Source organism: Microvirga terricola, assembly GCF_011777495.1.
Classification (GTDB): Bacteria; Pseudomonadota; Alphaproteobacteria; order Rhizobiales; family Beijerinckiaceae; genus Microvirga; species Microvirga terricola.
In genome coordinates this window covers 57,644-78,350 of sequence record NZ_JAATJS010000004.1, presented here as the reverse complement: position 1 = coordinate 78,350, position 20,707 = coordinate 57,644, and the positions used below count along the sequence as shown (strand labels likewise).

At 62.6% G+C, this 20,707-nt stretch carries 20 protein-coding genes and 1 tRNA gene; 9 read left to right on the top strand and 12 right to left on the bottom strand.

Features of this window, described 5'->3' with window-relative positions; genetic code table 11:
• Positions 1–166 precede the first annotated feature (166 nt).
• The 4 genes from clpX to HB375_RS12470 all read right to left on the bottom strand — a co-directional run bounded on the left by clpX (position 167) and on the right by HB375_RS12470 (position 3,983).
• On the bottom strand, positions 167–1,432 hold the full coding sequence (gene clpX / locus HB375_RS12485) for an ATP-dependent Clp protease ATP-binding subunit ClpX (RefSeq protein ID WP_167673341.1): 1,266 nt from the start codon (positions 1,430–1,432) through the stop codon (positions 167–169).
• A 228-nt stretch (positions 1,433–1,660) separates the two neighbouring features.
• Positions 1,661–2,293 (bottom strand): ATP-dependent Clp protease proteolytic subunit, encoded by a 633-nt coding sequence (locus tag HB375_RS12480; RefSeq protein WP_167673340.1) that lies wholly within the window; start codon positions 2,291–2,293, stop codon positions 1,661–1,663.
• Between the two features lie 78 nt (positions 2,294–2,371).
• On the bottom strand, positions 2,372–3,781 hold the full coding sequence (gene tig, locus HB375_RS12475) for a trigger factor (protein WP_167673339.1): 1,410 nt from the start codon (positions 3,779–3,781) through the stop codon (positions 2,372–2,374).
• A 117-nt stretch (positions 3,782–3,898) separates the two neighbouring features.
• Positions 3,899–3,983 (bottom strand) — tRNA-Leu (locus tag HB375_RS12470).
• A gap of 260 nt (positions 3,984–4,243) precedes the next feature.
• Here HB375_RS12470 and HB375_RS12465 point away from each other — a divergent pair.
• The gene (locus HB375_RS12465) at positions 4,244–5,563 is read left to right on the top strand and encodes a multicopper oxidase family protein (RefSeq protein ID WP_167673727.1); all 1,320 of its coding nucleotides are present in this window, start codon (positions 4,244–4,246) and stop codon (positions 5,561–5,563) included.
• Here HB375_RS12465 and HB375_RS12460 read toward each other — a convergent pair.
• A complete protein-coding gene (locus tag HB375_RS12460) occupies positions 5,556–7,043 on the bottom strand; it encodes an NAD(P)H-hydrate dehydratase (RefSeq protein ID WP_167673338.1) in 1,488 nt (495 codons plus the stop codon). The two genes, HB375_RS12465 and HB375_RS12460, sit on opposite strands and share 8 nt — an antisense overlap.
• Positions 7,044–7,221: 178 nt before the next feature.
• Here HB375_RS12460 and HB375_RS12455 point away from each other — a divergent pair, with 178 nt between their 5' ends.
• Together HB375_RS12455 and glnA are read left to right on the top strand one after the other, a co-directional pair.
• Entirely contained in the window at positions 7,222–7,560 is a 339-nt protein-coding gene (locus tag HB375_RS12455; protein WP_167673337.1) for a P-II family nitrogen regulator, read from the top strand.
• 71 nt (positions 7,561–7,631) lie between these two features.
• A complete protein-coding gene (gene glnA / locus HB375_RS12450) occupies positions 7,632–9,041 on the top strand; it encodes a type I glutamate--ammonia ligase (RefSeq protein ID WP_167673336.1) in 1,410 nt (469 codons plus the stop codon).
• A gap of 83 nt (positions 9,042–9,124) precedes the next feature.
• Here glnA and HB375_RS12445 read toward each other — a convergent pair whose 3' ends face one another.
• Positions 9,125–9,820 carry a helix-turn-helix transcriptional regulator gene (locus tag HB375_RS12445; protein WP_167673335.1) on the bottom strand — a complete coding sequence of 232 codons (696 nt, stop codon included), beginning with the start codon at positions 9,818–9,820 and terminating at the stop codon, positions 9,125–9,127.
• 121 nt (positions 9,821–9,941) lie between these two features.
• Between HB375_RS12445 and HB375_RS12440 the strand changes: the two genes are divergently transcribed.
• On the top strand, positions 9,942–10,562 hold the full coding sequence (locus HB375_RS12440) for a LysE family translocator (RefSeq protein ID WP_167673726.1): 621 nt from the start codon (positions 9,942–9,944) through the stop codon (positions 10,560–10,562).
• A 264-nt stretch (positions 10,563–10,826) separates the two neighbouring features.
• On the top strand, positions 10,827–11,126 hold the full coding sequence (locus tag HB375_RS12435) for a DUF1236 domain-containing protein (protein ID WP_167673334.1): 300 nt from the start codon (positions 10,827–10,829) through the stop codon (positions 11,124–11,126).
• A gap of 91 nt (positions 11,127–11,217) precedes the next feature.
• Here the strand turns inward: HB375_RS12435 and HB375_RS12430 are convergent, their stop codons facing one another.
• Both HB375_RS12430 and HB375_RS12425 read right to left on the bottom strand, forming a co-directional pair.
• Positions 11,218–11,934, bottom strand: coding sequence for an outer membrane protein (locus tag HB375_RS12430; protein ID WP_167673333.1), 717 nt, complete (start codon positions 11,932–11,934; stop codon positions 11,218–11,220).
• Between the two features lie 299 nt (positions 11,935–12,233).
• A complete protein-coding gene (locus tag HB375_RS12425; protein ID WP_167673332.1) occupies positions 12,234–12,932 on the bottom strand; it encodes an alpha/beta fold hydrolase in 699 nt (232 codons plus the stop codon).
• A 164-nt stretch (positions 12,933–13,096) separates the two neighbouring features.
• On the opposite strand from HB375_RS12425, the gene HB375_RS12420 reads away from it, so the two are divergent.
• The 3 genes from HB375_RS12420 (at position 13,097) to HB375_RS12410 (ending at position 16,155) form a co-directional block, all read left to right on the top strand.
• Positions 13,097–14,545, top strand: a complete 1,449-nt coding sequence (locus tag HB375_RS12420; RefSeq protein ID WP_167673331.1) for a DEAD/DEAH box helicase — start codon at positions 13,097–13,099, stop codon at positions 14,543–14,545.
• Between the two features lie 70 nt (positions 14,546–14,615).
• Positions 14,616–15,170: an NADPH-dependent FMN reductase gene (locus tag HB375_RS12415; protein ID WP_167673330.1), complete on the top strand. Its 555-nt coding sequence runs from the start codon at positions 14,616–14,618 to the stop codon at positions 15,168–15,170.
• 124 nt (positions 15,171–15,294) lie between these two features.
• Positions 15,295–16,155, top strand: a complete 861-nt coding sequence (locus HB375_RS12410) for a DMT family transporter (RefSeq protein ID WP_167673329.1) — start codon at positions 15,295–15,297, stop codon at positions 16,153–16,155.
• A 132-nt stretch (positions 16,156–16,287) separates the two neighbouring features.
• Here the strand turns inward: HB375_RS12410 and HB375_RS12405 are convergent, their stop codons facing one another.
• Both HB375_RS12405 and HB375_RS12400 read right to left on the bottom strand, forming a co-directional pair.
• On the bottom strand, positions 16,288–16,653 hold the full coding sequence (locus HB375_RS12405) for a TfoX/Sxy family protein (protein ID WP_167673328.1): 366 nt from the start codon (positions 16,651–16,653) through the stop codon (positions 16,288–16,290).
• A gap of 6 nt (positions 16,654–16,659) precedes the next feature.
• Complete coding sequence (locus tag HB375_RS12400; RefSeq protein ID WP_167673327.1) at positions 16,660–17,037, bottom strand: HesB/IscA family protein; 378 nt, start codon at positions 17,035–17,037, stop codon at positions 16,660–16,662.
• A 176-nt stretch (positions 17,038–17,213) separates the two neighbouring features.
• On the opposite strand from HB375_RS12400, the gene ybaL reads away from it, so the two are divergent.
• A complete protein-coding gene (gene ybaL / locus HB375_RS12395) occupies positions 17,214–18,953 on the top strand; it encodes a YbaL family putative K(+) efflux transporter (protein WP_167673326.1) in 1,740 nt (579 codons plus the stop codon).
• A 42-nt stretch (positions 18,954–18,995) separates the two neighbouring features.
• Here the strand turns inward: ybaL and HB375_RS12390 are convergent, their stop codons facing one another.
• Both HB375_RS12390 and HB375_RS12385 read right to left on the bottom strand, forming a co-directional pair.
• A complete protein-coding gene (locus tag HB375_RS12390) occupies positions 18,996–19,292 on the bottom strand; it encodes an SUF system Fe-S cluster assembly protein (protein WP_246728503.1) in 297 nt (98 codons plus the stop codon).
• 99 nt (positions 19,293–19,391) lie between these two features.
• On the bottom strand, positions 19,392–20,627 hold the full coding sequence (locus HB375_RS12385; RefSeq protein ID WP_167673325.1) for a cysteine desulfurase: 1,236 nt from the start codon (positions 20,625–20,627) through the stop codon (positions 19,392–19,394).
• Positions 20,628–20,707 lie beyond the last annotated feature (80 nt).

Sequence of the window (20,707 nt, the reverse complement as noted above, 5' to 3'; positions counted from 1 at the left end):
CGGACGAATAACCGGACGCTCAAGCGATTGTTTTGGGCTGCGTCCGGTACGTGGCGCCGCCCCTCGAACCTGAGCGGGCAGCGGTCACGCGAGAAATGATGTGGCGTCGCGGGTCGAAGGTTTCAAGAATTCGATCCGCGACACTTTGTTACAACATCACCAACCCTTAGGCGCTGACGCTGGTCTGCTCGCCGCGGTCGCCATGGATGAAGAGCGGCTTCGCCTTGCCCTCCACCACTTCGGGGCCGATGACCACCTGCTCGACGGAGTCGAGGCCGGGCAGGTCGTACATGGTCTCCAACAGGATGCCCTCCATGATGGAGCGCAGGCCGCGGGCGCCGGTGCGCCGCTCGATGGCCTTGCGGGCGATCATGGACAGAGCCTCCTCCTGGAAGGTCAGAGCCACGTTCTCCATCTCGAAGAGCCGCTGATACTGCTTCACCAGAGCGTTCTTGGGCTCCTGGAGGATGCGCTTGAGCGCTTCCTCGTCCAGATCCTCAAGGGTCGCGATGACCGGCAGGCGGCCGACGAATTCGGGGATGAGGCCGAATTTCAGCAGATCCTCGGGCTCCACCTCGCGGAAGATCTCGCCCGTGCGGCGATCATCCGGCGCGCTCACCGAGGCGCCGAAGCCGATCGAGGTACCCTTGCCGCGGCTGGAGATGATGCGCTCCAGGCCGGCAAACGCGCCGCCGCAGATGAACAGGATGTTCGTGGTGTCGACCTGCAGGAACTCCTGCTGCGGGTGCTTGCGGCCGCCCTGCGGCGGTACGGAAGCGACCGTGCCTTCCATGATCTTCAGAAGCGCCTGCTGGACGCCCTCGCCCGATACGTCGCGGGTTATCGACGGATTGTCGGACTTGCGAGAGATCTTGTCGATTTCGTCGATATAGACGATGCCGCGCTGCGCACGCTCCACGTTATAGTCGGAAGCCTGAAGCAACTTCAGGATGATGTTTTCCACGTCCTCGCCAACATAGCCCGCCTCCGTCAGCGTGGTGGCGTCGGCCATGGTGAAGGGCACATCGAGGATGCGGGCGAGCGTCTGCGCCAGCAGGGTCTTGCCCGAGCCCGTGGGGCCGATCAGCAGGATGTTGGACTTCGCCAGCTCGACGTCGTTGTGCTTCGTCGCGTGAGCGAGGCGCTTGTAATGGTTATGGACCGCCACCGAGAGCACCTTCTTGGCGTGCTCCTGGCCGATCACGTAGTCGTCGAGGACGCGGCTGATTTCCTTGGGGGTCGGCACGCCGTCGCGGGATTTCACGAGCGACGATTTCGACTCCTCGCGGATGATGTCCATGCACAGCTCGACGCATTCATCGCAGATGAAAACCGTCGGGCCAGCGATCAGCTTGCGAACCTCATGCTGGCTCTTGCCGCAAAAGGAGCAGTACAGCGTACTCTTCGAGTCGTTGCCGCCAGCCTTGGTCATTCTCACATCTCCAAATCAGTGCCGGGACAACTCAACGCCGACCCTGCACCCCTTAAGTTTATGTGCGTCGGGACTAATGAAAGGTTCCGACGCCAAAAATTTTAAGCCGCCCAATCGTCCCGCCTCCTCGATTCCCATGCAAACACGCGAAAGCCGCGCGATCAATAGGAACAGGACTGCAGGCTAAAAAGACGCACCGGGGCAGAATTTGTCCCCAGATTTTAAGGGTTAAGCCGGGGTTGCCGCCGGCTCAGGCCGCTTCATGATGACCTGGTCGATGATGCCGAATTCCTTGGCCGCATCGGCAGTCATGAAGTTGTCGCGCTCAAGGGCTTGCTCGACAGCAGCCAGATCCCGGCCGGTGTGGTTCACGTAGATCTCATTGAGGCGACGCTTCAGGGCCTCGCTCTCGCGGGCGTGGATCATGATGTCGGTCACCTGCCCCTGGTAGCCGCCGGAGGGCTGGTGGACCATGATTCGCGCGTTCGGGAGGGCGAAACGCTGGCCGGCCGCACCGGCCGCCAGGAGAAGCGAGCCCATCGAGGCCGCTTGCCCGACGCAGAGCGTCGAGACCGGGCAGCGGATGAACTGCATGGTGTCGTAGATCGACATGCCCGAGGTCACGACGCCGCCGGGCGAGTTGATGTAGAAGGAAATTTCCTTCTTGGGGTTCTCAGCCTCGAGGAACAGCAACTGCGCCACGATTAGCGAGGCCGAGTAATCTTCGACGGGGCCTGTGAGGAAAATAATCCGCTCGCGCAGGAGGCGCGAATAGATATCGAAGGCGCGCTCGCCGCGGTTCGACTGCTCGACCACCATCGGGACGAGCGTGTTGTTATAGAGGGCGACCGGATCTCTCATCGTCTCACTGCTCCAAGATACGGCCGCGCGGGCGCGCGGCCGTCAGAATGATGCAACAGCGAGACGTTTAAGAAGACGTTACTCGCTCTTGCTGGCTTTCTTCGTGCCCTTGGCCTTCGAGGACTTCGCCTTCGGCTCGGAACCTTCCTCGCCATCGTCGTCCCCGAAAAGCGCCTCCTTCGAGACAGTCTCGTCGACCACCTTCACCTGAGACAGGATCTGGTCGACGACCTTTTCCTCGAACAGAGGCGCCCGGATTTCAGCCAGGGCCTGCGGGTTCTTCCGGTAGAAGTCCCAAACCTGTTTTTCCTGGCCGGGATACTGACGGACCCGCTCAATGAGGGCCTGAGTCACCTCATCGTCGGAGATCTTGATATCGGACTTCTCGCCGATCTGCGCAAGGACCAAGCCGAGGCGCACGCGACGTTCCGCAATCTTGCGGTATTCGGCGCGAGCTTCCTCTTCCGTCGTCTCCTCATCCGCGAAAGTGCGGTTGCTGGACTTCATGTCGGCCTCGACCTGAGACCAAACGGCGGCGAATTCCTGCTCCACGAGGCTCGGGGGAAGCTCGAAGCTGTACTTGGAATCGAGCGAATCGAGCAGGTCCTTCTTCAGCTTGCGACGGGACTGGGCGTCGAAGTCGCGCTGAATGGCCGAGCTGATGGCTTCCTTCAGCTTGTCGAGGGACTCCATGCCGAAGCCCTTGGCCATCTCGTCGTCGATCTTCAGCTCGCCCGGAGCCTCGACTTCCTTGACGGTCACATCGAACTCGGCGTCCTTGCCGGCCAGATTCGGGGCCAGATAGTTCGTCGGGAAGGCGACCTTCACGAGCTTGGTATCGCCTGCCTTGAGGCCGACGAGCTGATCCTCGAAGCCGGGGATGAACGTGTTGGAGCCCAGCTCCACGCGGACGTCCGTACCCTTGCCGCCGTCGAATTCCTTGCCGTCGATGCGGCCGACGAAATCGACCGCGACGCGGTCGCCTTCGGCCGACTTGCCCTTCTTGGGCTCGAACGAGCGGTTCTGCTTGGCCATACGCTCAAGCGATTCGGTGATCTCGGCGTCGGTCACTTCGGCGACCGGCTTCTTGACGGACACGCCCGACAGGTCGACCAGATCGAACACCGGCAGGACTTCGAGAGCGACCGTGAAGGCGAGGTCCGCCTTCGCGTCCATAACCTTCTCGATCTCGTCCTTGTTCTCCGGGAACTGGACTTGCGGCTCGTAGGCGAGCTTCAGGCTGTTGTCCTCGACGATCTTGCGGTTCGCCTCGTTGACGGCGTTCTGGACGACGTCGGCCATCACGGAACGGCCATAGACCCGACGGAGATGCGCCACCGGCACCTTACCCGGACGGAAACCGGCGATGTTCACACGGCCCTTGAGGTTCGTCAGTTCGTCGTTCAGGCGCTGCTCCAGCTCCGTCGCCGGGAGCACGACCTTGAATTCCCGCTTCAAGCCTTGGGACAGTGTTTCCGTCACCTGCATGGTTTATTCGCCTTCGTTCACTCGATAAAAATTGTCGTCCCAGGCCCCGGCCGATGCGGCCGATCAGCCGTCACCTGGGCCGATTGGAGCCTTCCGGAAACCCAACCCCAGCGGGATTGGTGCGGGCGGAGGGACTTGAACCCCCACGACTTTCGCCGCTGGAACCTAAATCCAGTGCGTCTACCAATTCCGCCACGCCCGCGCGCGAGGCGGCGCGGTGAACGCGCCCCTCGTCCGGACGGGGCTCTATAGCACGGTCCACGACCCGCGCATCAAAAAAGTTCGCAGGGGCAACCTTAAGGATCCGTCCCGATCCGGCAGGTCGGCCGCGCCAGTAAACGACCATCCACATACCAGAAGAAGATCGCGGGGGCCGTTTTCATGACGGAGACATGGTCGAAGCCGACGCGCGGCATATGTTCATTGCCGAGCCACGTCCCCCACCCTGAAACACACCTCTCCATGATCACCCGCCGCGCCGCTACTGCCGGTCTTGCCACGACCCTGATCGGGTTGACGGGACGCACGGGAGCGCAGGTCTCCCCGGGGCCGATCCAGACAGTTACAGCGAAGCCGACCGCAATGCGCCTTCGCCCCAATGCAGCCAAGGAAGCAAACGTCTGGGCCTTCGACGGCCAACTGAGCCGTGTTTTCAGCGTAAGACACGGGGCGGATTTACGCCTGTCGCTCAAGAATGAGACCCCTCTGCTCCTTTCCCTGCACTTTCATGGCGTTCGAGGCCCGAATGCCATGGACGGGGTCGGAGGTCTGACACAAAGGCCGGTCGCACCGGGAGAGAGCTTCTTCTACACCTTCGCGCCGCCTGACCCGGGCACATTCCTCATCCGCCCCTGCGTTTTGGGCGGCAGCGCCGAACCGCTGGAGCGGGGTCTTTTCGGGCTCCTCATAGTCAAAGAGCCGAACCCGCCGCTGGTAGATCGGGACATCGCCCTCGTCATTGACGACTGGAGCCTGACTGAGGATGGGGCGCTCGCGCCCTTCGATCCGGCTCCGTTGACCGGGCGGCTCGGCAACTGGCTGAGCGTCACCGGGAAGGCGCCGCCGCAGCGGATCGAGGCGCCGCAAGGCGCGCGCCTGCGGCTTCGCCTCGCCAATGCCTGCAACGCTCGCGCCATGCGCCTGCGCTTCGATGAGCTGAAGCCCTCCGTCATAGCCATCGACGGGCAGCCGACGGAAACCTTTGAGCCGCTGAGAGGCTCCCTGCCCTTCGCTCCGGGCAACCGCTACGACCTGTTGGTGGACCTGCCAATGGAGGCCGGTGCCAAGGGAGCCATCGTCGCCGCCATTGGCGATGGCATTCCGCTGGCCGAGTTCTTGACCACCCGAGAGAAGCTTCCGACCCGGCCGGACATCGCGCCGCTGCCGCCCAACAAGAACCTGCCGGATGCCATCAAGCTCCAGAGCGCGGCCCGTCAGGACGTGGTCATCAAGGACGCGCCGACGGGATGGACCGTGAACGGTGCTCCGGGCGATGCCTCGGGCGCGCCACTCCTCAAAGTGAAGCGCGGCTCGCCGGTCGTGCTGGCGCTGGTGAACCAGAGCGCGTTTATCCAACCGATGCACCTGCACGGCCACGTCTTCCGCCTGCTCCATCCCTTCGATGACGGATGGGATCCTTATTTTCTCGACACAGTTCAGGTGCCCGAAAACCGAACCATCCGCATTGCTTTCGTCGCCGACAATCCTGGCAAATGGCTTTTGGCCTCGACAGTGATGGAGCGGTTCGATGCGGGCCTGTGGACCTGGATCGAAGTTACGTGAGCAGGCCCCGCAAGACATTCGGCAAGAGATCGGCCAGATCCTCAGCGATCAGGCCCGGTCCAAAGCTCGCGCCCGCCTCCGCATGAATCCATGCGCCCGCACTCGCCGCCTCGAAGGCATCGACGCCCTGCGCCATCAGCCCTCCGATGATGCCGCAAAGCGTATCGCCCGACCCGGCCGTCGCCAGATAAGGCGTGCCGTTCTCATTGACCGCCGCCCGGCCGTCCGGTGCGGCGATAACCGTGTCCGGCCCTTTCAGCACCACCACAGCGCCGGTATAGAGCGCCGCGCGTCGTGCGCGCTCGATTTTCGAAGGCGGATCAAGAATATCCGGGTGACCGCTAAACAAACGCCCGAACTCGCCGCCATGCGGCGTGAGAACGGTCGGCGCGTGGCGGAGGACCTGGCGCAGTTCCTCCGCGATCCCCTCGAACGAGGTCAGCGCATCCGCATCGAGCACAAGGCTGCGTCGCGCGTTCACGGCGACAGCGACCATGGCGCGGGTGTTGGCATTCACCCCCAGCGCCGGCCCCATGACAAGGGAGTTGAAGCGCATGTCCTTCAGGATCGCGTAGAGCCCTTCCGGCCCGTCGCAGCCGCGCAGCATGACGGCGGTGAGATGTGCCGCGTTGACGCCCAGTGCCTCCGGTGGCGAGGCCACGGTCACAAGGCCAGAGCCGATCCGCAGTGCGGCTCGCGCTGCAAGGCGAGCCGCGCCCGTCCGCGTCGCGCCGCCCGACGCCACCAGCGTGTGGCCGCGGTCATATTTGTGGGAGGCAGTCCCGGGTCGTGGCAAAGCATGAAGCCAAAGGGGCGGGCTGTTCGCCCAAATCCGCGCGCCGGTGGCGGCCAGCGTCTCCGGAGTGATGCCAATATCGGCCACCGTCACCGGGCCGCAGAAGGTGCGCCCCGGCATGAGCAGGTGGCACGGCTTGCGCGCGGCAAAGGTTATGGTCGCCGCCGCCTTCACGGCCACACCGAGGGGCTCGCCTGTATCCCCGTCGATGCCCGATGGCAGATCGACGGAAAGGATCGGTCGCCCGGACATATTCATCCGCTCGACGGCGATGCGCGCTGCCCCTTCCAGGCCGCGGGTCAGGCCGGTGCCGAAGAGCGCATCGATAATAAGGTCTGCTTGCTGAAAAGGCAGATTCTCGGCAGCCACGATTTCGCCGCGCCAGCCCTCAGCCGCCAAGGCGGAATCCCCCGTCAACCGCTCACGCTGTCCGACCAGACCGAGAGACACGCGATAGCCCTGCTGCTCCAGAAGCCGCGCAGCGACGAAACCGTCTCCGCCATTGTTCCCAGGCCCCGCCGCCACGACAATGCGGCCTCCCCGCGCCGTCATCTCCGCCGCCTTGTCAGCCACGGCGCGCCCGGCGCGGGTCATGAGGTCAATCCCCGGCGTGCCGGCGGCTATGGTCGCGGCGTCGGCCTGCTTCATTTCTATCGGGGTGAGAATGAGTTCTGGGCGGTTCATGATGAAGACTTAGCTTGAGCGGAAAAGCAGACGACCAGCAAAGTTGCAAATGCACAAACTTTAATCATCATGTGCCGCCTGAGGCGGCAAAACTGCTGCCTTTGGAAACATGATCCCATGGAAGGCACCCCCTTGGTGGTGCTAAAAGCGGCAAACCTCGAATTGAAGCGGTCCAGCGATGAAGAAAATCGAAGCCATCATCAAGCCTTTCAAGCTTGATGAAGTCAAAGAAGCTCTCCAGGAAGTCGGCCTGCAAGGCATCACCGTCATCGAGGCAAAGGGTTTCGGGCGCCAGAAGGGCCATACCGAGCTCTATCGCGGCGCGGAATACGTCGTCGACTTTCTCCCGAAGGTGAAGCTCGAAATCGTTCTCTCCGACGAGATGGTCGAAAGCGCCATTGACGCCATTCGCAAGGCCGCCCAGACGGGCCGGATCGGCGACGGCAAGATTTTCGTATCGACGGTCGAAGAGGCCGTCCGCATCAGAACGGGTGAGACCGGATCCGACGCGATCTGATCTCGCTTTTCCTAAGTCACGGCTTCAACGCCGCGAACATTTCCAAAAGGGCAAAAGAGGACCACACGATCATGCAGACCGCCAAGGATGTGCTGAAAGCGATCAAGGACAACGACATCAAGTATGTCGATTTCCGTTTCACCGATCCGCGCGGCAAGTGGCAGCACGTCACCTTCGATTCCTCGATGGTTGACGAAGACCTGTTCGCCGACGGTGTCATGTTCGACGGCTCGTCCATCGCCGGCTGGAAGGCGATCAACGAATCCGACATGACCCTCATGCCCGATCCGGCGAGCGCGCAGATCGATCCGTTCTTCTCGGCTTCGACCCTGTCCATCGTCTGTGACATTCTCGAGCCAGCAACCGGCGAAGCCTATAACCGCGATCCGCGCGGCATCGCCAAGAAGGCCGAGGCCTACCTGAAGTCCACGGGCATCGGCGACACGGTCTATGTCGGCCCCGAGGCCGAGTTCTTCGTGTTCGACGACGTGAAGTTCATGGCCGATCCCTACAACACCGGCTTCAAGCTCGACGCCTCCGAGCTGCCGACCAACGGCGACCGCGATTATGAAGGCGGCAACCTCGGCCACCGCATCCCGGTCAAGGGCGGCTACTTCCCGGTTCCCCCGCTCGATTCCGCTCAGGACATGCGCAGCGAAATGCTCGCCGCCATGGCCGCGATGGGCGTGACGGTCGAGAAGCATCACCACGAAGTGGCTTCCGCGCAGCACGAGCTCGGCACCAAGTTCAACACGCTGGTGAAGACCGCCGACGAAATGCAGATCTACAAGTACTGCATCCACAACGTCGCGCAGTCCTACGGCAAGACCGCGACCTTCATGCCGAAGCCGGTTTTCGGCGACAACGGCTCGGGCATGCACGTGCACCAGTCGCTCTGGAAAGGTGGCAAGCCCCTCTTCGCTGGCAACAAGTATGCCGACCTCAGCCAGGAATGCCTGTGGTACATCGGCGGCATCATCAAGCACGCCAAGGCGCTGAACGCCTTTACCAACCCGTCGACGAACTCCTACAAGCGTCTCGTCCCGGGCTATGAGGCTCCGGTGCTGCTGGCCTACTCTGCCCGCAACCGTTCCGCCTCCTGCCGTATTCCGTGGACGACGTCGCCGAAGGCCAAGCGCGTCGAGATTCGCTTCCCCGATCCGACCGCAAACCCCTATCTCGCCTTCGCGGCGATCATGATGGCCGGCCTCGACGGCATCCTGAACAAGATCGATCCCGGCCCGGCCATGGACAAGGATCTCTACGATCTGCCGCCGAAGGAGCTGAAGAAGATCCCGACCGTCTGCGGCTCGCTGCGCGAAGCGCTCGCCAGCCTCGACAAGGACCGCGCGTTCCTGAAGGCCGGCGGCGTGTTCAACGACGACTTCATCGACAGCTACATCGAGCTGAAGATGACCGAAGTGATGCGCTTCGAAATGACGCCTCACCCCGTCGAATTCCAGATGTATTATTCCTGCTAAGGGAATCGACGAATTCCTCCCGGCCACGGCAACGTGGCGGCCTCCACCGGAGCCCCAAAAGGGCTCCGGTTTTTTGTTTGGTATTAGGATTCTATCCGGCTCGCTTTCCAGCCCGCGATCCAACGACGTCGCAGCTCGTCGCCCTCGCCCTTGAAAGAGGCGTCAACCGGCCTGCTCGCCTCCACCCGATCCGCGCGAAAGTTGCGCAGATCCCCACGCAGCTCACACCACGCGACGACGTTGGCCGTTTCGGAATAGTAGATAACCGCGAGCGGACGGATCGTCCGCCGCGTCGCGCGCCCCTGCTCGTCGCGATAGTCCAGCTCGATCTTCTGTTCGTCGCGAATGGCGCTGCGCACCATCCCGAGATCAATCCCATCCGGCGAAGGCGCGACCGTACCCCAGGCGTACAGCGTGTTCACTCCGAGCGCCTGACGCAAAGGCGGCGGCATCGCGCCCGCAATCTTCTGACCGACTCGCTTCGCCGCTTCCTTAAGAGCAACGTCGCCCGTCCGCTCCAAGAGAGCCAACGCGAGAACCATCGCCTCTGTCTCCTCGATGGAGAACATGAGCGGCGGCAGATCGAAGCCGGAGCGTAGTAGATAACCGATCCCCCGCCCGCCCTGAACCGGCACTTGCATGGCCTGAAGCGCGGCAATGTCGCGATAGATCGAGCGCGGCGTGACCTTGAGCTTCTCCGCCATCTGCGCTGCCGTCACCGGCTCCTTTGCGAGCCGGAGAATTTGGATGATCTCGAACAGGCGCGAAGCCTTGCGCATGGCGTCCCTCTGGTCGCAACTGACACAACGCTGTCAGTTGGCATTCCTCTTGTGCCCATCATCCCATTGAAAAAGCGAGATGAACAGGAGATCCAGGGCGGAGCGCAACTTGGCAACTGACATGACCTATTCCGAAAATCTCTGGCTCTTCGCCCTCCTCCTCTTCGGCATCATCATCGTCCCAGGCATGGACATGCTGTTCGTGCTCGCCAACTCGCTCACCGGCGGACGCCGGGCGGGTCTCGCGGCGACGGGCGGCATTATGGTCGGCGGCGTATGTCATACGATCTTCGGCGCAGTCGGCGTCGGGCTGCTGACCCAGCTCGCCCCTTCCGTGTTCACCGCCCTGCTCTTCGCCGGGGCCGCCTATATGGTCTGGATCGGCATCACGCTCCTGCGCAGTTCGATCACTATCGGAGAGGTCGACGCGGCGAAGACACGCTCGCTTTGGGTCGCTTTCCGGCAAGGAACGATGACGTGCCTTCTCAACCCCAAGGCCTATCTCTTCGTGCTCGCGGTCTTTCCGCAATTCATCTCGCCGCAATACGGTCCGATCTGGACACAGGCGCTGGCGATGGGTGCATTGACGGTGCTGATGCAGTTTAGCGTCTATGGCGGCCTCGCCTTCGCCGCCGGCTTGAGCCGCGGATTTCTCGTGTCCAGCCCCCGCGCGACGAAACTGATCGGGCGCGGCGCCGGCCTTCTTTTCATCGGCATCGCAATCCTGACAGTTTTGCGGTGATGTTTTTGGCAAAAGCCCGGCTGCGACCAAGCGTGAGAAAGCAGAAAAGAGCCTCGCTTCTTATCCCTTAAAGCTCAGCGCAAAGCTGAAACGTGCCTCAAAACTATACGTTGATTCTCTAGACGTGATCGGGCTGGCTTCAACCCTATTCTGAGGAGCTTGACGATGAGATCCACGTTATTTGCAGCAGCAACCACGGTTGGCTTGCTTGCCGGTCTTGCGGCAAGCGCTTAACCTTATCCATCAGGGCGTCCGGCGGAACCGATGCAGCCCGCACCGATGCATCCCTCGGAAACCATGCGCGCTCCGACGACAGGGTCGATCACAATCGCCCCTGAAAAGCGCACCGTCATCATTGAACACCTCCAATCGGCGAAGCCCGTCACCTTGAACGAGAACGTCGTGGTCGGCTGGACGGTGCCACAGACCGTCGAACTTCTGCCCTTCCCCGAAACGGTCGTGACCGACGTGCCGACGGTGAAGGCCTACCGGTTCTTCAAATATAAGAATGAGATTGTTCTTGTTGATCCGGAGACCCGCAAGGTGGTGACAATCATCCAGTAGCGCACAACGCCTTCGTGCGAAGCGGGATCGCACAAAACAAAAAGGCCCGGGTTTCCCCGGGCCTTTTCCTGTTCGCCAGAGCGAACCGATATTAGAAGCTGTTGAACTTGTAGTTCAGGCCAGCGCGGATGACACCGAACTCGTTGTTCTTGTTCTTCAGCGCGGCGGCTTCCGCCAGGCCGAGAGCGACGAGGTCGTTGTTGCTGTTGCGCTCGAGGTTCACGTACAGACCCTCGACCTTCGCGGTCAGGTTGTTGGTGAAGGCGTACTCGATACCACCGCCGACGGTCCAGCCGCCGTTCGTCGAGTTGCCGCCGAAGCGGTTGCCGACGTCGCCGTAGGCGAAACCGCCGGTGGCGTAAACGAGAGCGCGATCGAATGCGACACCGGCGCGAGCGCGAACCGTGCCGAAGAAGTTGTTGCTGTTGCCACGGTCAAGAGCGACCAGAGCCGGGTCGTTCAGGAGAACGAGGTCGTTGTGCTTGCGGCCGAGGTCAGCGTACTGCAGGTCGGTCTCAACACCGAGAACGAACATGCCCATCTGGTAGTTGTAGCCGATCTGACCACCGCCGGTGAAGCCAGCGTTGCTGTTGCCGCCGACGACGCCGACGCCCGGGACGAACACCTTATCGTTGTTCGTGTTCCACGCGCCGCCAGCGTTCACGCCGAGGTAGAAACCAGTCCAGCTGAAAACAGGAACGGCGACCGGAACGACCGGAGCCGGAGCGCGGCGCGACGGAAGGTCGGCAGCCATGGCGCCAGCGGTCAGGCCAAGCAGGGCAACGGAGGAAAGAAGAATCTTTTTCATAATGTTTGGTCCACTCATTACGTTGGGAACGGTGGAGCTAATAGCCCAGCCCGCCGGTGAGGTCTGTCACTTCCGTGCAACAGTGCGTGCGGCAAACACAACCTTAGCCATAGGAATTCTGACAGACGCATCCCTAAGGCGTCTCGTCGCCACACTTTTTTTGACGGCGCGTCCTAAGCGGCGGGAAAAATTTCTTTGAAAATCAGAAGTTTAATAACCGCTTACGCAGCTCTTAATGCGCGAAACCGCCGGTAACGAAGTGTTGACCACACTTCAAATGAGTCGCTTGCACGGCATGTTCAGGGGCGTTCGAGCCAGAGTTTCAGCACCTCCGTGACACGCTCAGGCTGTTCAAGAGTCGACAAATGACCTGCGCCGGGAATCACTGAGAGCGACGCCCACTCGATCATCTCCGCCATTTCGCGCGCGATCGAGGGCGGCGTGATCGCATCCGATTCTCCAACCACGATGAGAGTCGGAATCTCGATGCTGGGAAGAAGCGGCCATGAATCGGGGCGCGCCATGATGGCGCGCTGCTGGCGGATATAGGCCTCGGCTCCCACCTCTCGCATCATGTCCGCGACGGCAGCCTCCAGGACCTCGTTCGATTGATGGTCCGGATGGACGAGGCGCGGCCAAACGGTCTCGATGATGTGCTCCAGGTGGCCCGCCTGCGCCAGCGCGATCAGTCGCTCGCGATCCCGCTGAGCTTCCGGCGTGTCGGGACGGGCAGTGGTGTCAAGAAGCGCCAATCGCTCCACGCGCCCAGGCGCCTGCCGCAGCACTTCCATTGCGACGTAACCGCCCATGGAGAGGCCGGCCAAGGCGAAGTACTCGGGCGCATCGCGCAAAAGCCGGGCGGCAATGGCGGGAAGCGAATCATCCTTTGTATGGTCTGCCACGAGAATCGTCCGGCCGCCCGACAGGGCCTCGATTTGCGGTTTGTAGAGCCGGGGTGTATTGGCAAGTCCCGGGATCAAGATGAGCGTCTCGGACATTGGGCCTTTTCCTTGTATTGACAAGCGCATAGCTTGTCCTATGGTCCCGCCGCACCTTAAATCTGAGCCAATGTCTCAGGTGAAACCAGATCTTGCGCCTGTTTGTTGCCGTAGAGAGCGGCCGGCACTGAAGAGCGCGCCCAGCTCCAACGGTCATAATAGACATGTCGTTCGCCGAACTCGGACTTAGCGAGAAAGTTCAACAAGCCGTCGCTACGGCGGGCTACACCCAGCCCACGCCCATTCAGGCGCAGGCGATCCCCCATGTGCTGGCGCGCCGCGACGTTCTCGGCGTCGCGCAGACCGGCACGGGCAAGACCGCGGCCTTCACCTTGCCCATGTTGACGCTGCTCGAGAGCGGCCGGGCCCGTGCGCGCATGCCGCGCACGCTCATTCTGGAACCCACGCGCGAGCTGGCGGCGCAGGTCGAAGACAATTTTGACAAGTACGGGATCAATCACAAGCTGTCCGTCGCGCTGCTGATCGGCGGTGTCTCTTTCGGCGACCAGGACGCCAAGATCACACGCGGCGTCGACGTGCTGATCGCCACGCCGGGACGCCTGCTTGACCATTTCGAGCGCGGCAAGCTGCTTTTGACCGGCGTCGAGTTGCTCGTCATCGACGAAGCCGATCGCATGCTCGATATGGGCTTCATCCCCGATATCGAGCGGATCGTGAAGCTGGTGCCGTTCACGCGCCAGACCCTGTTCTTCTCCGCGACCATGCCGCCAGAAATTCAGCGGCTGGCCGACGCCTTCCTTCACAACCCGATCAAGGTCGAAGTCTCCCGCCCCGCCTCGACCGCCTCGACGATCACGCAGCGTCTCATCGCCACGGGACGGGAAGATTACGAGCAGCGCGAAACGCTGCGCGACCTGATCCGCAACGCGACGGATCTGCAGAACGCCATCATCTTCTGCAACCGCAAGCGCGATGTCGCGGTGCTTCATCGCTCGCTGCAGAAGCACGGTTTCAGCGTCGTGGCGCTGCATGGCGACATGGACCAGCACGCCCGCATGGCGGCGCTCGACAGCTTCCGCAGCGGCGACACGCCCCTGCTGGTGGCGAGCGACGTGGCCGCGCGCGGCCTCGACATTCCGGCCGTGAGCCACGTCTTCAATTATGACGTGCCGCATCACGCCGAGGATTACGTGCACCGTATCGGCCGCACCGGCCGCGCCGGACGCACGGGCTTTGCCTTCACCCTTGTCGGCCCCGGCGACGAAAAGTCTCTCGCTGCCATCGAGAAGCTCATCGGCCAGCCGATCGAGTGGGAGGGGCCGACCCTCGCCGAGCGGCCCGCTTCCGAGGCCCGCCCCGCGCGCGGTCGCGGCCGCAAGGAAGAGCGCCAGCGCGGCGGTCGCCGTGGCGGAGGGCGCGGAGAGGTGAGAGAAGAGGCGCAACACGCTCCGCGCGAGGAGCGCGCACCTCAGCGAGAGGAGCGCGCGCCCCAACGCGAAGAGCGCGCGCCCCAGCGCGCCCATGAAGGCAGAGAAAAGAAAGCAGGCCGGGATCGCTCGCGGCACGAGGAAGCGGAGGCCCCGGTGATCGGCCTCGGCGATCATGTCCCGGCCTTCCTGCTCCGGCCCGTCGCGATCAAGAAAGCCAAATAGGAACGCTTGCCTTCACCCCGTGGGGCGACAGAATCCCCGAAGCCACAAGCGGCGTTTCGGGGATCATGTCATGGCACGTTCGGTTGCGGTTTTCGTCGGCAGCCTTCGCAAAGAGTCCTTCACCCGCAAGATCGCGAAGTCCTTGGGCGAACTCGCGCCCGAGGGCCTGAATCTGACGTTCGTCGAGATCGGCCATGTGCCGTTCTACAACCAGGACGAAGACGCCTCCCCGCCCGAAGCCTGGATCGCGCTGCGCCAGGCTATCCGCGCCGCCGACGCGGTTCTGTTCGTCACGCCCGAATATAACCGCTCGATGCCCGCCGCGCTCAAGAACGCCATCGATGTCGGCTCGCGCCCCTACGGCCAGAATGCGTGGGATGGGAAGCCGGGAGCGGTCGTCAGCGTCTCGCCCGGCGCGGTGGGAGGGTTCGGCTCCAATCACCACCTGCGCCAATCGCTCGTCTTCCTCAACGTCCCCGCCATGCCGCAGCCCGAGGCCTATATCGGCCACGTCACGACGCTCCTCGACGACAGCGGCAAGCTGGTCAACGAGGGCACGCGCACCTTCCTGGCGAATTTCGTGAAGGCCTTCGCCGACTGGATCGAGGCCACGGCGCGCAAGTGAGGAGCTTATCACTTCGCACTCGACATCCCGCGATGGAGAAGTCGAAGACGCCCGCGCAATTCCTCCACGTACTTGCGGTAGCCACCTCGGCTTTCTAGGGTCGGCCCATAGAAAGCGAGGCAGCATGGATCGGACAACGGACGGATGGGGCAGCGGCCTCTTGGGTGTCGTCATCTTCAGCGGCTCTCTGCCGGCGACGCGGGTCGCCGTCGGTGACTTCTCGCCTTTGTTTCTGACCTCGGCCCGTGCGGTCATCGCGACGCTTCTTGCAGCAACCCTCCTCATCGCGCTCCGGCAGGCAAGGCCTGCGCGCGGCGATCTTGGCTCGCTTGCAATCGTCGCGCTCGGCGTTGTGGTCGGCTTTCCGCTTCTGACGGCGCTTGCGCTCCAGCACATCACCTCGGCGCATTCCATCGTCTTCATCGGTCTGCTGCCACTCGCGACAGCGATCTTTGGAGTCCTGCGCGGCGGCGAGAGGCCAAAGCCGGCCTTCTGGCTGTTCTCGTGCCTCGGCGCTGCAACGGTGGCGGGCTTTGCCTTTGTCACCAGCGGCGGCGGCTCGTTGACGGGCGATCTGCTGATGATCGCCGCCATCGTGGTTTGCGGACTTGGCTATGCCGAAGGAGCGACGCTCTCCCGACGGCTCGGCGGCTGGCAGGTCATCTCATGGGCGCTGCTTCTGGCGCTGCCGATGATGGCGATCCTGACGCTGGTCACGATGCCGGATTCCTGGAACGGGATCGGCATTCCAGCTTGGCTCGGGCTCGCCTACGTCTCGATCTTCAGCATGCTGGTGGGCTTCATCTTCTGGTATCGCGGCCTCGCACTCGGAGGCATCGCGGGCGTCGGGCAGCTGCAACTGCTCCAACCCTTCTTCGGCCTGACCCTGGCGGGCCTGCTGCTCCATGAGCCGGTTGCTTGGACGATGATCGCAGTGACAGGCTTCGTTGTGCTTTGCGTGGCGGGTGCGAAGCGCTTCGCTTGAGCAGCCAGACCGTAGCGGCCCGTCAGCCTCAACCTTGTCATCACCGGGCTTGTCCCGGTGATCCCGATTTCTTTCACGTCCATGTTCGAGATGGCCGGGACAAGCCCCGTCATGACAAAGGTTGGCAACCTATCAGGCGCGCTTCTTCGCTGGCTTCGCCCGCGCCTTGGCCGGCTTCGCCGCCTGCGCACGGCGCGCGGCCTGGAGGGCGAGCAAGGCGAAGCGGGCCGCCTCGTCCTCGTCATCCAGACAGGCATCCGGCATGAGCCAATAGCTCGTCTCCATCGCCCGGCCGTTATGGGCGGTGTAGACGAAGGGTCTGGAATTGATGCTGCGGAAGGTCTCGACCGTCTCTGTATCCGTCTTCAGATACAGCTCACCACCGGCTTCCAGGGCGAACATCACGTCGCCCTGATAAATGCCCTGCCCTCCGAACATCCTCCGGATGCGCAGGAGATCGACGCTCCGAAAGATGTCCCGAATCGTATCCGCGTCCATCCGCGATCAGGCCGATTGAAGTTCGCCGGGCGTCGCGGGGGTGATGGCGACGGATTCGCCGCAGCCGCAGGCCGAGGTCTGGTTGGGATTGTTGAACACGAACTGCGAGGACATCTTGGTGGTCTGAAAGTCCATCTCCGTGCCGAGCAGGAAAAGCACGGCCTTGGGATCGACCAGAACCGTCACGCCCTTGTCCTCGACCACCTCGTCGAGCGGGGAAATGCTCTCGGCATATTCCATCGTATAGGACATGCCCGCGCAGCCGCCGTTCTTGACGCCCACGCGAACGCCCACGATTGGGCGATCCACCTTTTCGATGATGCTCTTGACGCGGTTTGCCGCCGCGTCGGTCAAGGTGACGACCTTGAAACCGGGTAAAGCCATGAATCTCTCTCCTGACGGCCGGGTTCAAGGCCCGGGCAGAACGAGTGCGTTGCCTTCAAGATAGGATATGGGGACCCAAAGGTCGAGATTTATTGGCCGATTGGCGACGCTTCGGTTGACGCGGTAGGCGGTTTTCCAATTTAAAGGGAACGATTACCCAACGCGAAGGAGAGCCGATGCCGCATCACACGCCGCTGATTTCGACGATTGTGATCGGCCTCGTTCTGGCATTTGCTCTCGGCGCTTTAGCGCACCGTTTCCGCATCTCGCCTCTCGTCGGCTACCTTTTGGCGGGCGTGCTTTGCGGCCCCTTCACGCCCGGTTACGTGGCGGACCAGAGCCTTGCCAATCAGCTCGCCGAGATCGGCGTGATCCTGCTGATGTTCGGCGTCGGCCTTCACTTTTCCTTGAAGGACCTGCTCTCCGTCAAAGCCATCGCGATTCCGGGCGCCATTGTGCAGATCGCCAGCGCCACGCTGTTGGGCATGGGACTCGCGTGGCTGATGGGCTGGAGCATTGGCGCGGGCGTCGTGTTCGGCCTTGCGCTCTCGGTCGCAAGTACCGTCGTGCTCTTGCGCGCGTTGCAGGAGCGCCGCCTCGTCGACACGGAGCGCGGCCATATCGCCGTCGGCTGGCTCATCGTCGAAGATCTGGCGATGGTGCTGACCCTCGTGCTGCTGCCCGCCATCGCCAATGCCTTGGCCAATGAAACGGCGGATGCAACGACAGTCTGGACGTCACTTGCTCTCACGCTCGGCAAGGTCACCGCCTTCGTCGCCATCATGCTCATGGTCGGCCGCCGGGTGATCCCGTGGATTCTTCATTTCGTCGCCCACACCGGCTCGCGCGAATTGTTCCGCCTCTCGGTCCTGGCGATCGCGCTGGGTGTGGCTTATGGCGCGGCGGTTCTGTTCGGCGTGTCCTTCGCGCTCGGCGCGTTCTTTGCCGGCATGGTCTTAAGCGAGTCGGAACTCAGCCATCAGGCCGCATCGGAAACACTGCCGCTTCGCGACGCCTTCGCGGTTCTTTTCTTCATCTCGGTCGGCATGCTGTTCGACCCGACGATCCTCATCCGCGATTTCGGGCCGGTGCTGGCGACCCTCCTCATTATCGTCGTCGGCAAGTCACTGGCGGCGCTCGCCATCGTGCGCTTCTTCGGCCACCCGAAATCGACGGCACTGACCATCGCCGCGAGCCTGGCGCAGATCGGCGAGTTCTCCTTCATCCTCGCAGGCCTCGGCGTGGGGCTTCACATTCTCCCCGAGCGCGCCCGCGATCTCATTCTGGCGGGCGCGATCCTTTCGATCCTGGTCAACCCGTTCCTGTTCACGCTGCTCGACCGCTGGTTCGCCAGGAAGGAAGCGGAAGTCGCCGCCAAGCCGGAGGCCGCATCGGAGGCCGAGCCTATCGCGCCGACCTGGGAGCCTATTCCCCATACGTCGCTGACGAACCATGTCGTCCTCGTCGGCCACGGACGTGTCGGCAAGTTCATCAGCGCCAAGCTTCTTGCAGCCAAGATGCCTTTCCTCGTCATCGACAGCAACAAGGACAAGGTTTCGGAACTCAAGGAGCTCGGCGTCGAGACCATCATCGGCAATGCGGCTAACCCCGATATTGCCGCCGCTGCGCATATCGGGCAGGCGCGCTGCCTTCTCGTCGCCATCCCGGACGCGTTCGAGAGCGGTTCGGTCGTGGAGCAGGCCCGCACCATCAACCCGTCCCTGCTCATCATCGGGCGCGCGCATTCCGCTGCTGAGCGCGACCACCTCGACAAATACGGCGCATCGCGCGTGATCATGGGCGAGCAGGAAATCGCGCGCGGCATGGTGGCGGCCATGCCCAAGGACGACGTCGAGAAGCCGCCCGTCTCGCCGGATCTGGAAGATCCCGACGCGGCAACCGCCGCGGCCTCATAAAAGAGAAAGGGCCGTGCCCTTAAGCACAGCCCTTTGAAACTCCTACCACATATCGAGGGCTACTCTCGCCTCGTCGGACATGCGGCTCTGATCCCAGGGCGGGTCGAAGACCATGTTGACCTTCACGCCCTGCACGCCTTGGACAGCCGACACTGCGTTCTCGACCCATCCCGGCATTTCGCCCGCCACCGGGCAGCCGGGGGCGGTCAGGGTCATGTCGATGGCGACATTGCGGTCGTCGTCGATATCGACGCGGTAGATGAGGCCGAGTTCGTAGATATCGGACGGGATTTCGGGGTCGTAAACGGTCTTGAGGGCCGCGATGATGTCATCCGTCATCCGGTCCAGCTCTTCCGGCGGGATTGTGGAGCTGGGCGAGACCTGCGGCGCGTTGGGCGCCTCGTTGATGGGATTGGCGGCGTTCACAGGTTCATATCCTCAAGCAAACAGGGCCTCGGCCTTCTGCAAGGCATCGACCAGTTTATCCACTTCTTCCATGGTGTTGTAGAGTCCGAATGACGCGCGGCACGTGGAGGTCGTGCCGAAGCGGGTCAGGAGCGGCATGGCGCAATGGGTGCCGGCGCGCACCGCCACACCCTGCCGGTCGATGATGGTCGCCACGTCATGGGCGTGAGCGTTCTTCATCTCGAAGGCGATGATCGCCCCCTTGCCCTTGGCGCGGCCGAAGATGCGGATCGAGTTCATGGCGCCCAGCCGCTGATGGGCGTAATCCGACAAGGCCTTCTCATGGGCGCGGATGTTGTCGCGGCCCAGTTCCATCATGAAGCGCAGGGCCGCATCGAGCCCGACTGCTTCGATGATGGCGGGCGTCCCCGCCTCGAAACGATGAGGCGGCTCATTATAGGTCACCGTATCGACGGTCACCTCGCGGATCATCTCGCCACCACCCTGATAAGGTGGCATCTTCTCCAGCCACTTGCGCTTGCCGTAGAGAACGCCGATGCCGGTGGGGCCATAAACCTTGTGGCCGGTGAGCACATAGAAATCGGCGTCGAGATCGCGCACGTCCACATCGAGATGCACGGCGCCCTGTGCGCCGTCCACGAGCACTGGAACGCCATGGCCATGAGCAATGCGGATGATCTCCTTCATCGGCGTCACGGTGCCGAGCACATTGGACATGTGCGTCATGGCGACGATCTTGGTGCGCGGCGTGAAGAGCTTTTCATATTCCTCGACGAGGAAATTGCCCTCGTCGTCCACCGGAGCCCACTTGATCACCGCACCTTTCCGCTCGCGCAGGTAATGCCAGGGCACGATGTTGGAATGGTGCTCCATGATGGAGAGGATGATCTCGTCCCCCTCCCCGATCGCCATACGACCGAAGGAGTCCGCCACGAGGTTGTAGGCTTCGGTCGCCGATTTCGTGAAGATGATCTCGTTCACGCTCTCCGCATTGAGAAACGCCCGCACGGTCTCGCGAGCGCGTTCGAAGGACTCGGTCGCGGCATTCGCCATGAAGTGCAGGCCGCGATGGACGTTTGCGTAGCCCGTCTCCATGGTGTTGACCATGGCGTCGATCACCGCGCGCGGTTTCTGCGCCGATGCGGCGTTGTCGAGATAGACGAGCGGCTTGCCATAAACCTGTTGCGACAGGATCGGAAACTGCGCCCGAATGGCTTCGACGTCGTAGGGCTTCATGGGTGCATTCATCGTCTCACCATTTCTCAGCCGTCGTACCCGGCCTTGTGCCTGGCATCCACACCTTTGCTTCGCGCCGGCGCGGAAGACGT

Bases quoted from the DNA above. Each gene is read 5' to 3' on its own strand.
- ybaL (WP_167673326.1), top strand. From the start codon at position 17,214: ATGCCGCATCACACGCCGCTGATTTCGACGATTGTGATCGGCCTCGTT.
- HB375_RS12430 (WP_167673333.1), bottom strand. From the start codon at position 11,934: ATGAAAAAGATTCTTCTTTCCTCCGTTGCCCTGCTTGGCCTGACCGCT.
- HB375_RS12480 (WP_167673340.1), bottom strand. From the start codon at position 2,293: ATGAGAGATCCGGTCGCCCTCTATAACAACACGCTCGTCCCGATGGTG.
- HB375_RS12425 (WP_167673332.1), bottom strand. From the start codon at position 12,932: ATGTCCGAGACGCTCATCTTGATCCCGGGACTTGCCAATACACCCCGG.
- HB375_RS12435 (WP_167673334.1), top strand. From the start codon at position 10,827: ATGCAGCCCGCACCGATGCATCCCTCGGAAACCATGCGCGCTCCGACG.
- HB375_RS12405 (WP_167673328.1), bottom strand. From the start codon at position 16,653: ATGGACGCGGATACGATTCGGGACATCTTTCGGAGCGTCGATCTCCTG.
- HB375_RS12460 (WP_167673338.1), bottom strand. From the start codon at position 7,043: ATGAACCGCCCAGAACTCATTCTCACCCCGATAGAAATGAAGCAGGCC.
- HB375_RS12400 (WP_167673327.1), bottom strand. From the start codon at position 17,037: ATGGCTTTACCCGGTTTCAAGGTCGTCACCTTGACCGACGCGGCGGCA.
- HB375_RS12445 (WP_167673335.1), bottom strand. From the start codon at position 9,820: ATGCGCAAGGCTTCGCGCCTGTTCGAGATCATCCAAATTCTCCGGCTC.
- glnA (WP_167673336.1), top strand. From the start codon at position 7,632: ATGCAGACCGCCAAGGATGTGCTGAAAGCGATCAAGGACAACGACATC.
- HB375_RS12385 (WP_167673325.1), bottom strand. From the start codon at position 20,627: ATGAATGCACCCATGAAGCCCTACGACGTCGAAGCCATTCGGGCGCAG.
- tig (WP_167673339.1), bottom strand. From the start codon at position 3,781: ATGCAGGTGACGGAAACACTGTCCCAAGGCTTGAAGCGGGAATTCAAG.
- clpX (WP_167673341.1), bottom strand. From the start codon at position 1,432: ATGACCAAGGCTGGCGGCAACGACTCGAAGAGTACGCTGTACTGCTCC.
- HB375_RS12410 (WP_167673329.1), top strand. From the start codon at position 15,295: ATGGATCGGACAACGGACGGATGGGGCAGCGGCCTCTTGGGTGTCGTC.
- HB375_RS12420 (WP_167673331.1), top strand. From the start codon at position 13,097: ATGTCGTTCGCCGAACTCGGACTTAGCGAGAAAGTTCAACAAGCCGTC.
- HB375_RS12415 (WP_167673330.1), top strand. From the start codon at position 14,616: ATGGCACGTTCGGTTGCGGTTTTCGTCGGCAGCCTTCGCAAAGAGTCC.
- HB375_RS12440 (WP_167673726.1), top strand. From the start codon at position 9,942: ATGACCTATTCCGAAAATCTCTGGCTCTTCGCCCTCCTCCTCTTCGGC.
- HB375_RS12390 (WP_246728503.1), bottom strand. From the start codon at position 19,292: ATGACGGATGACATCATCGCGGCCCTCAAGACCGTTTACGACCCCGAA.
- HB375_RS12455 (WP_167673337.1), top strand. From the start codon at position 7,222: ATGAAGAAAATCGAAGCCATCATCAAGCCTTTCAAGCTTGATGAAGTC.
- HB375_RS12465 (WP_167673727.1), top strand. From the start codon at position 4,244: ATGATCACCCGCCGCGCCGCTACTGCCGGTCTTGCCACGACCCTGATC.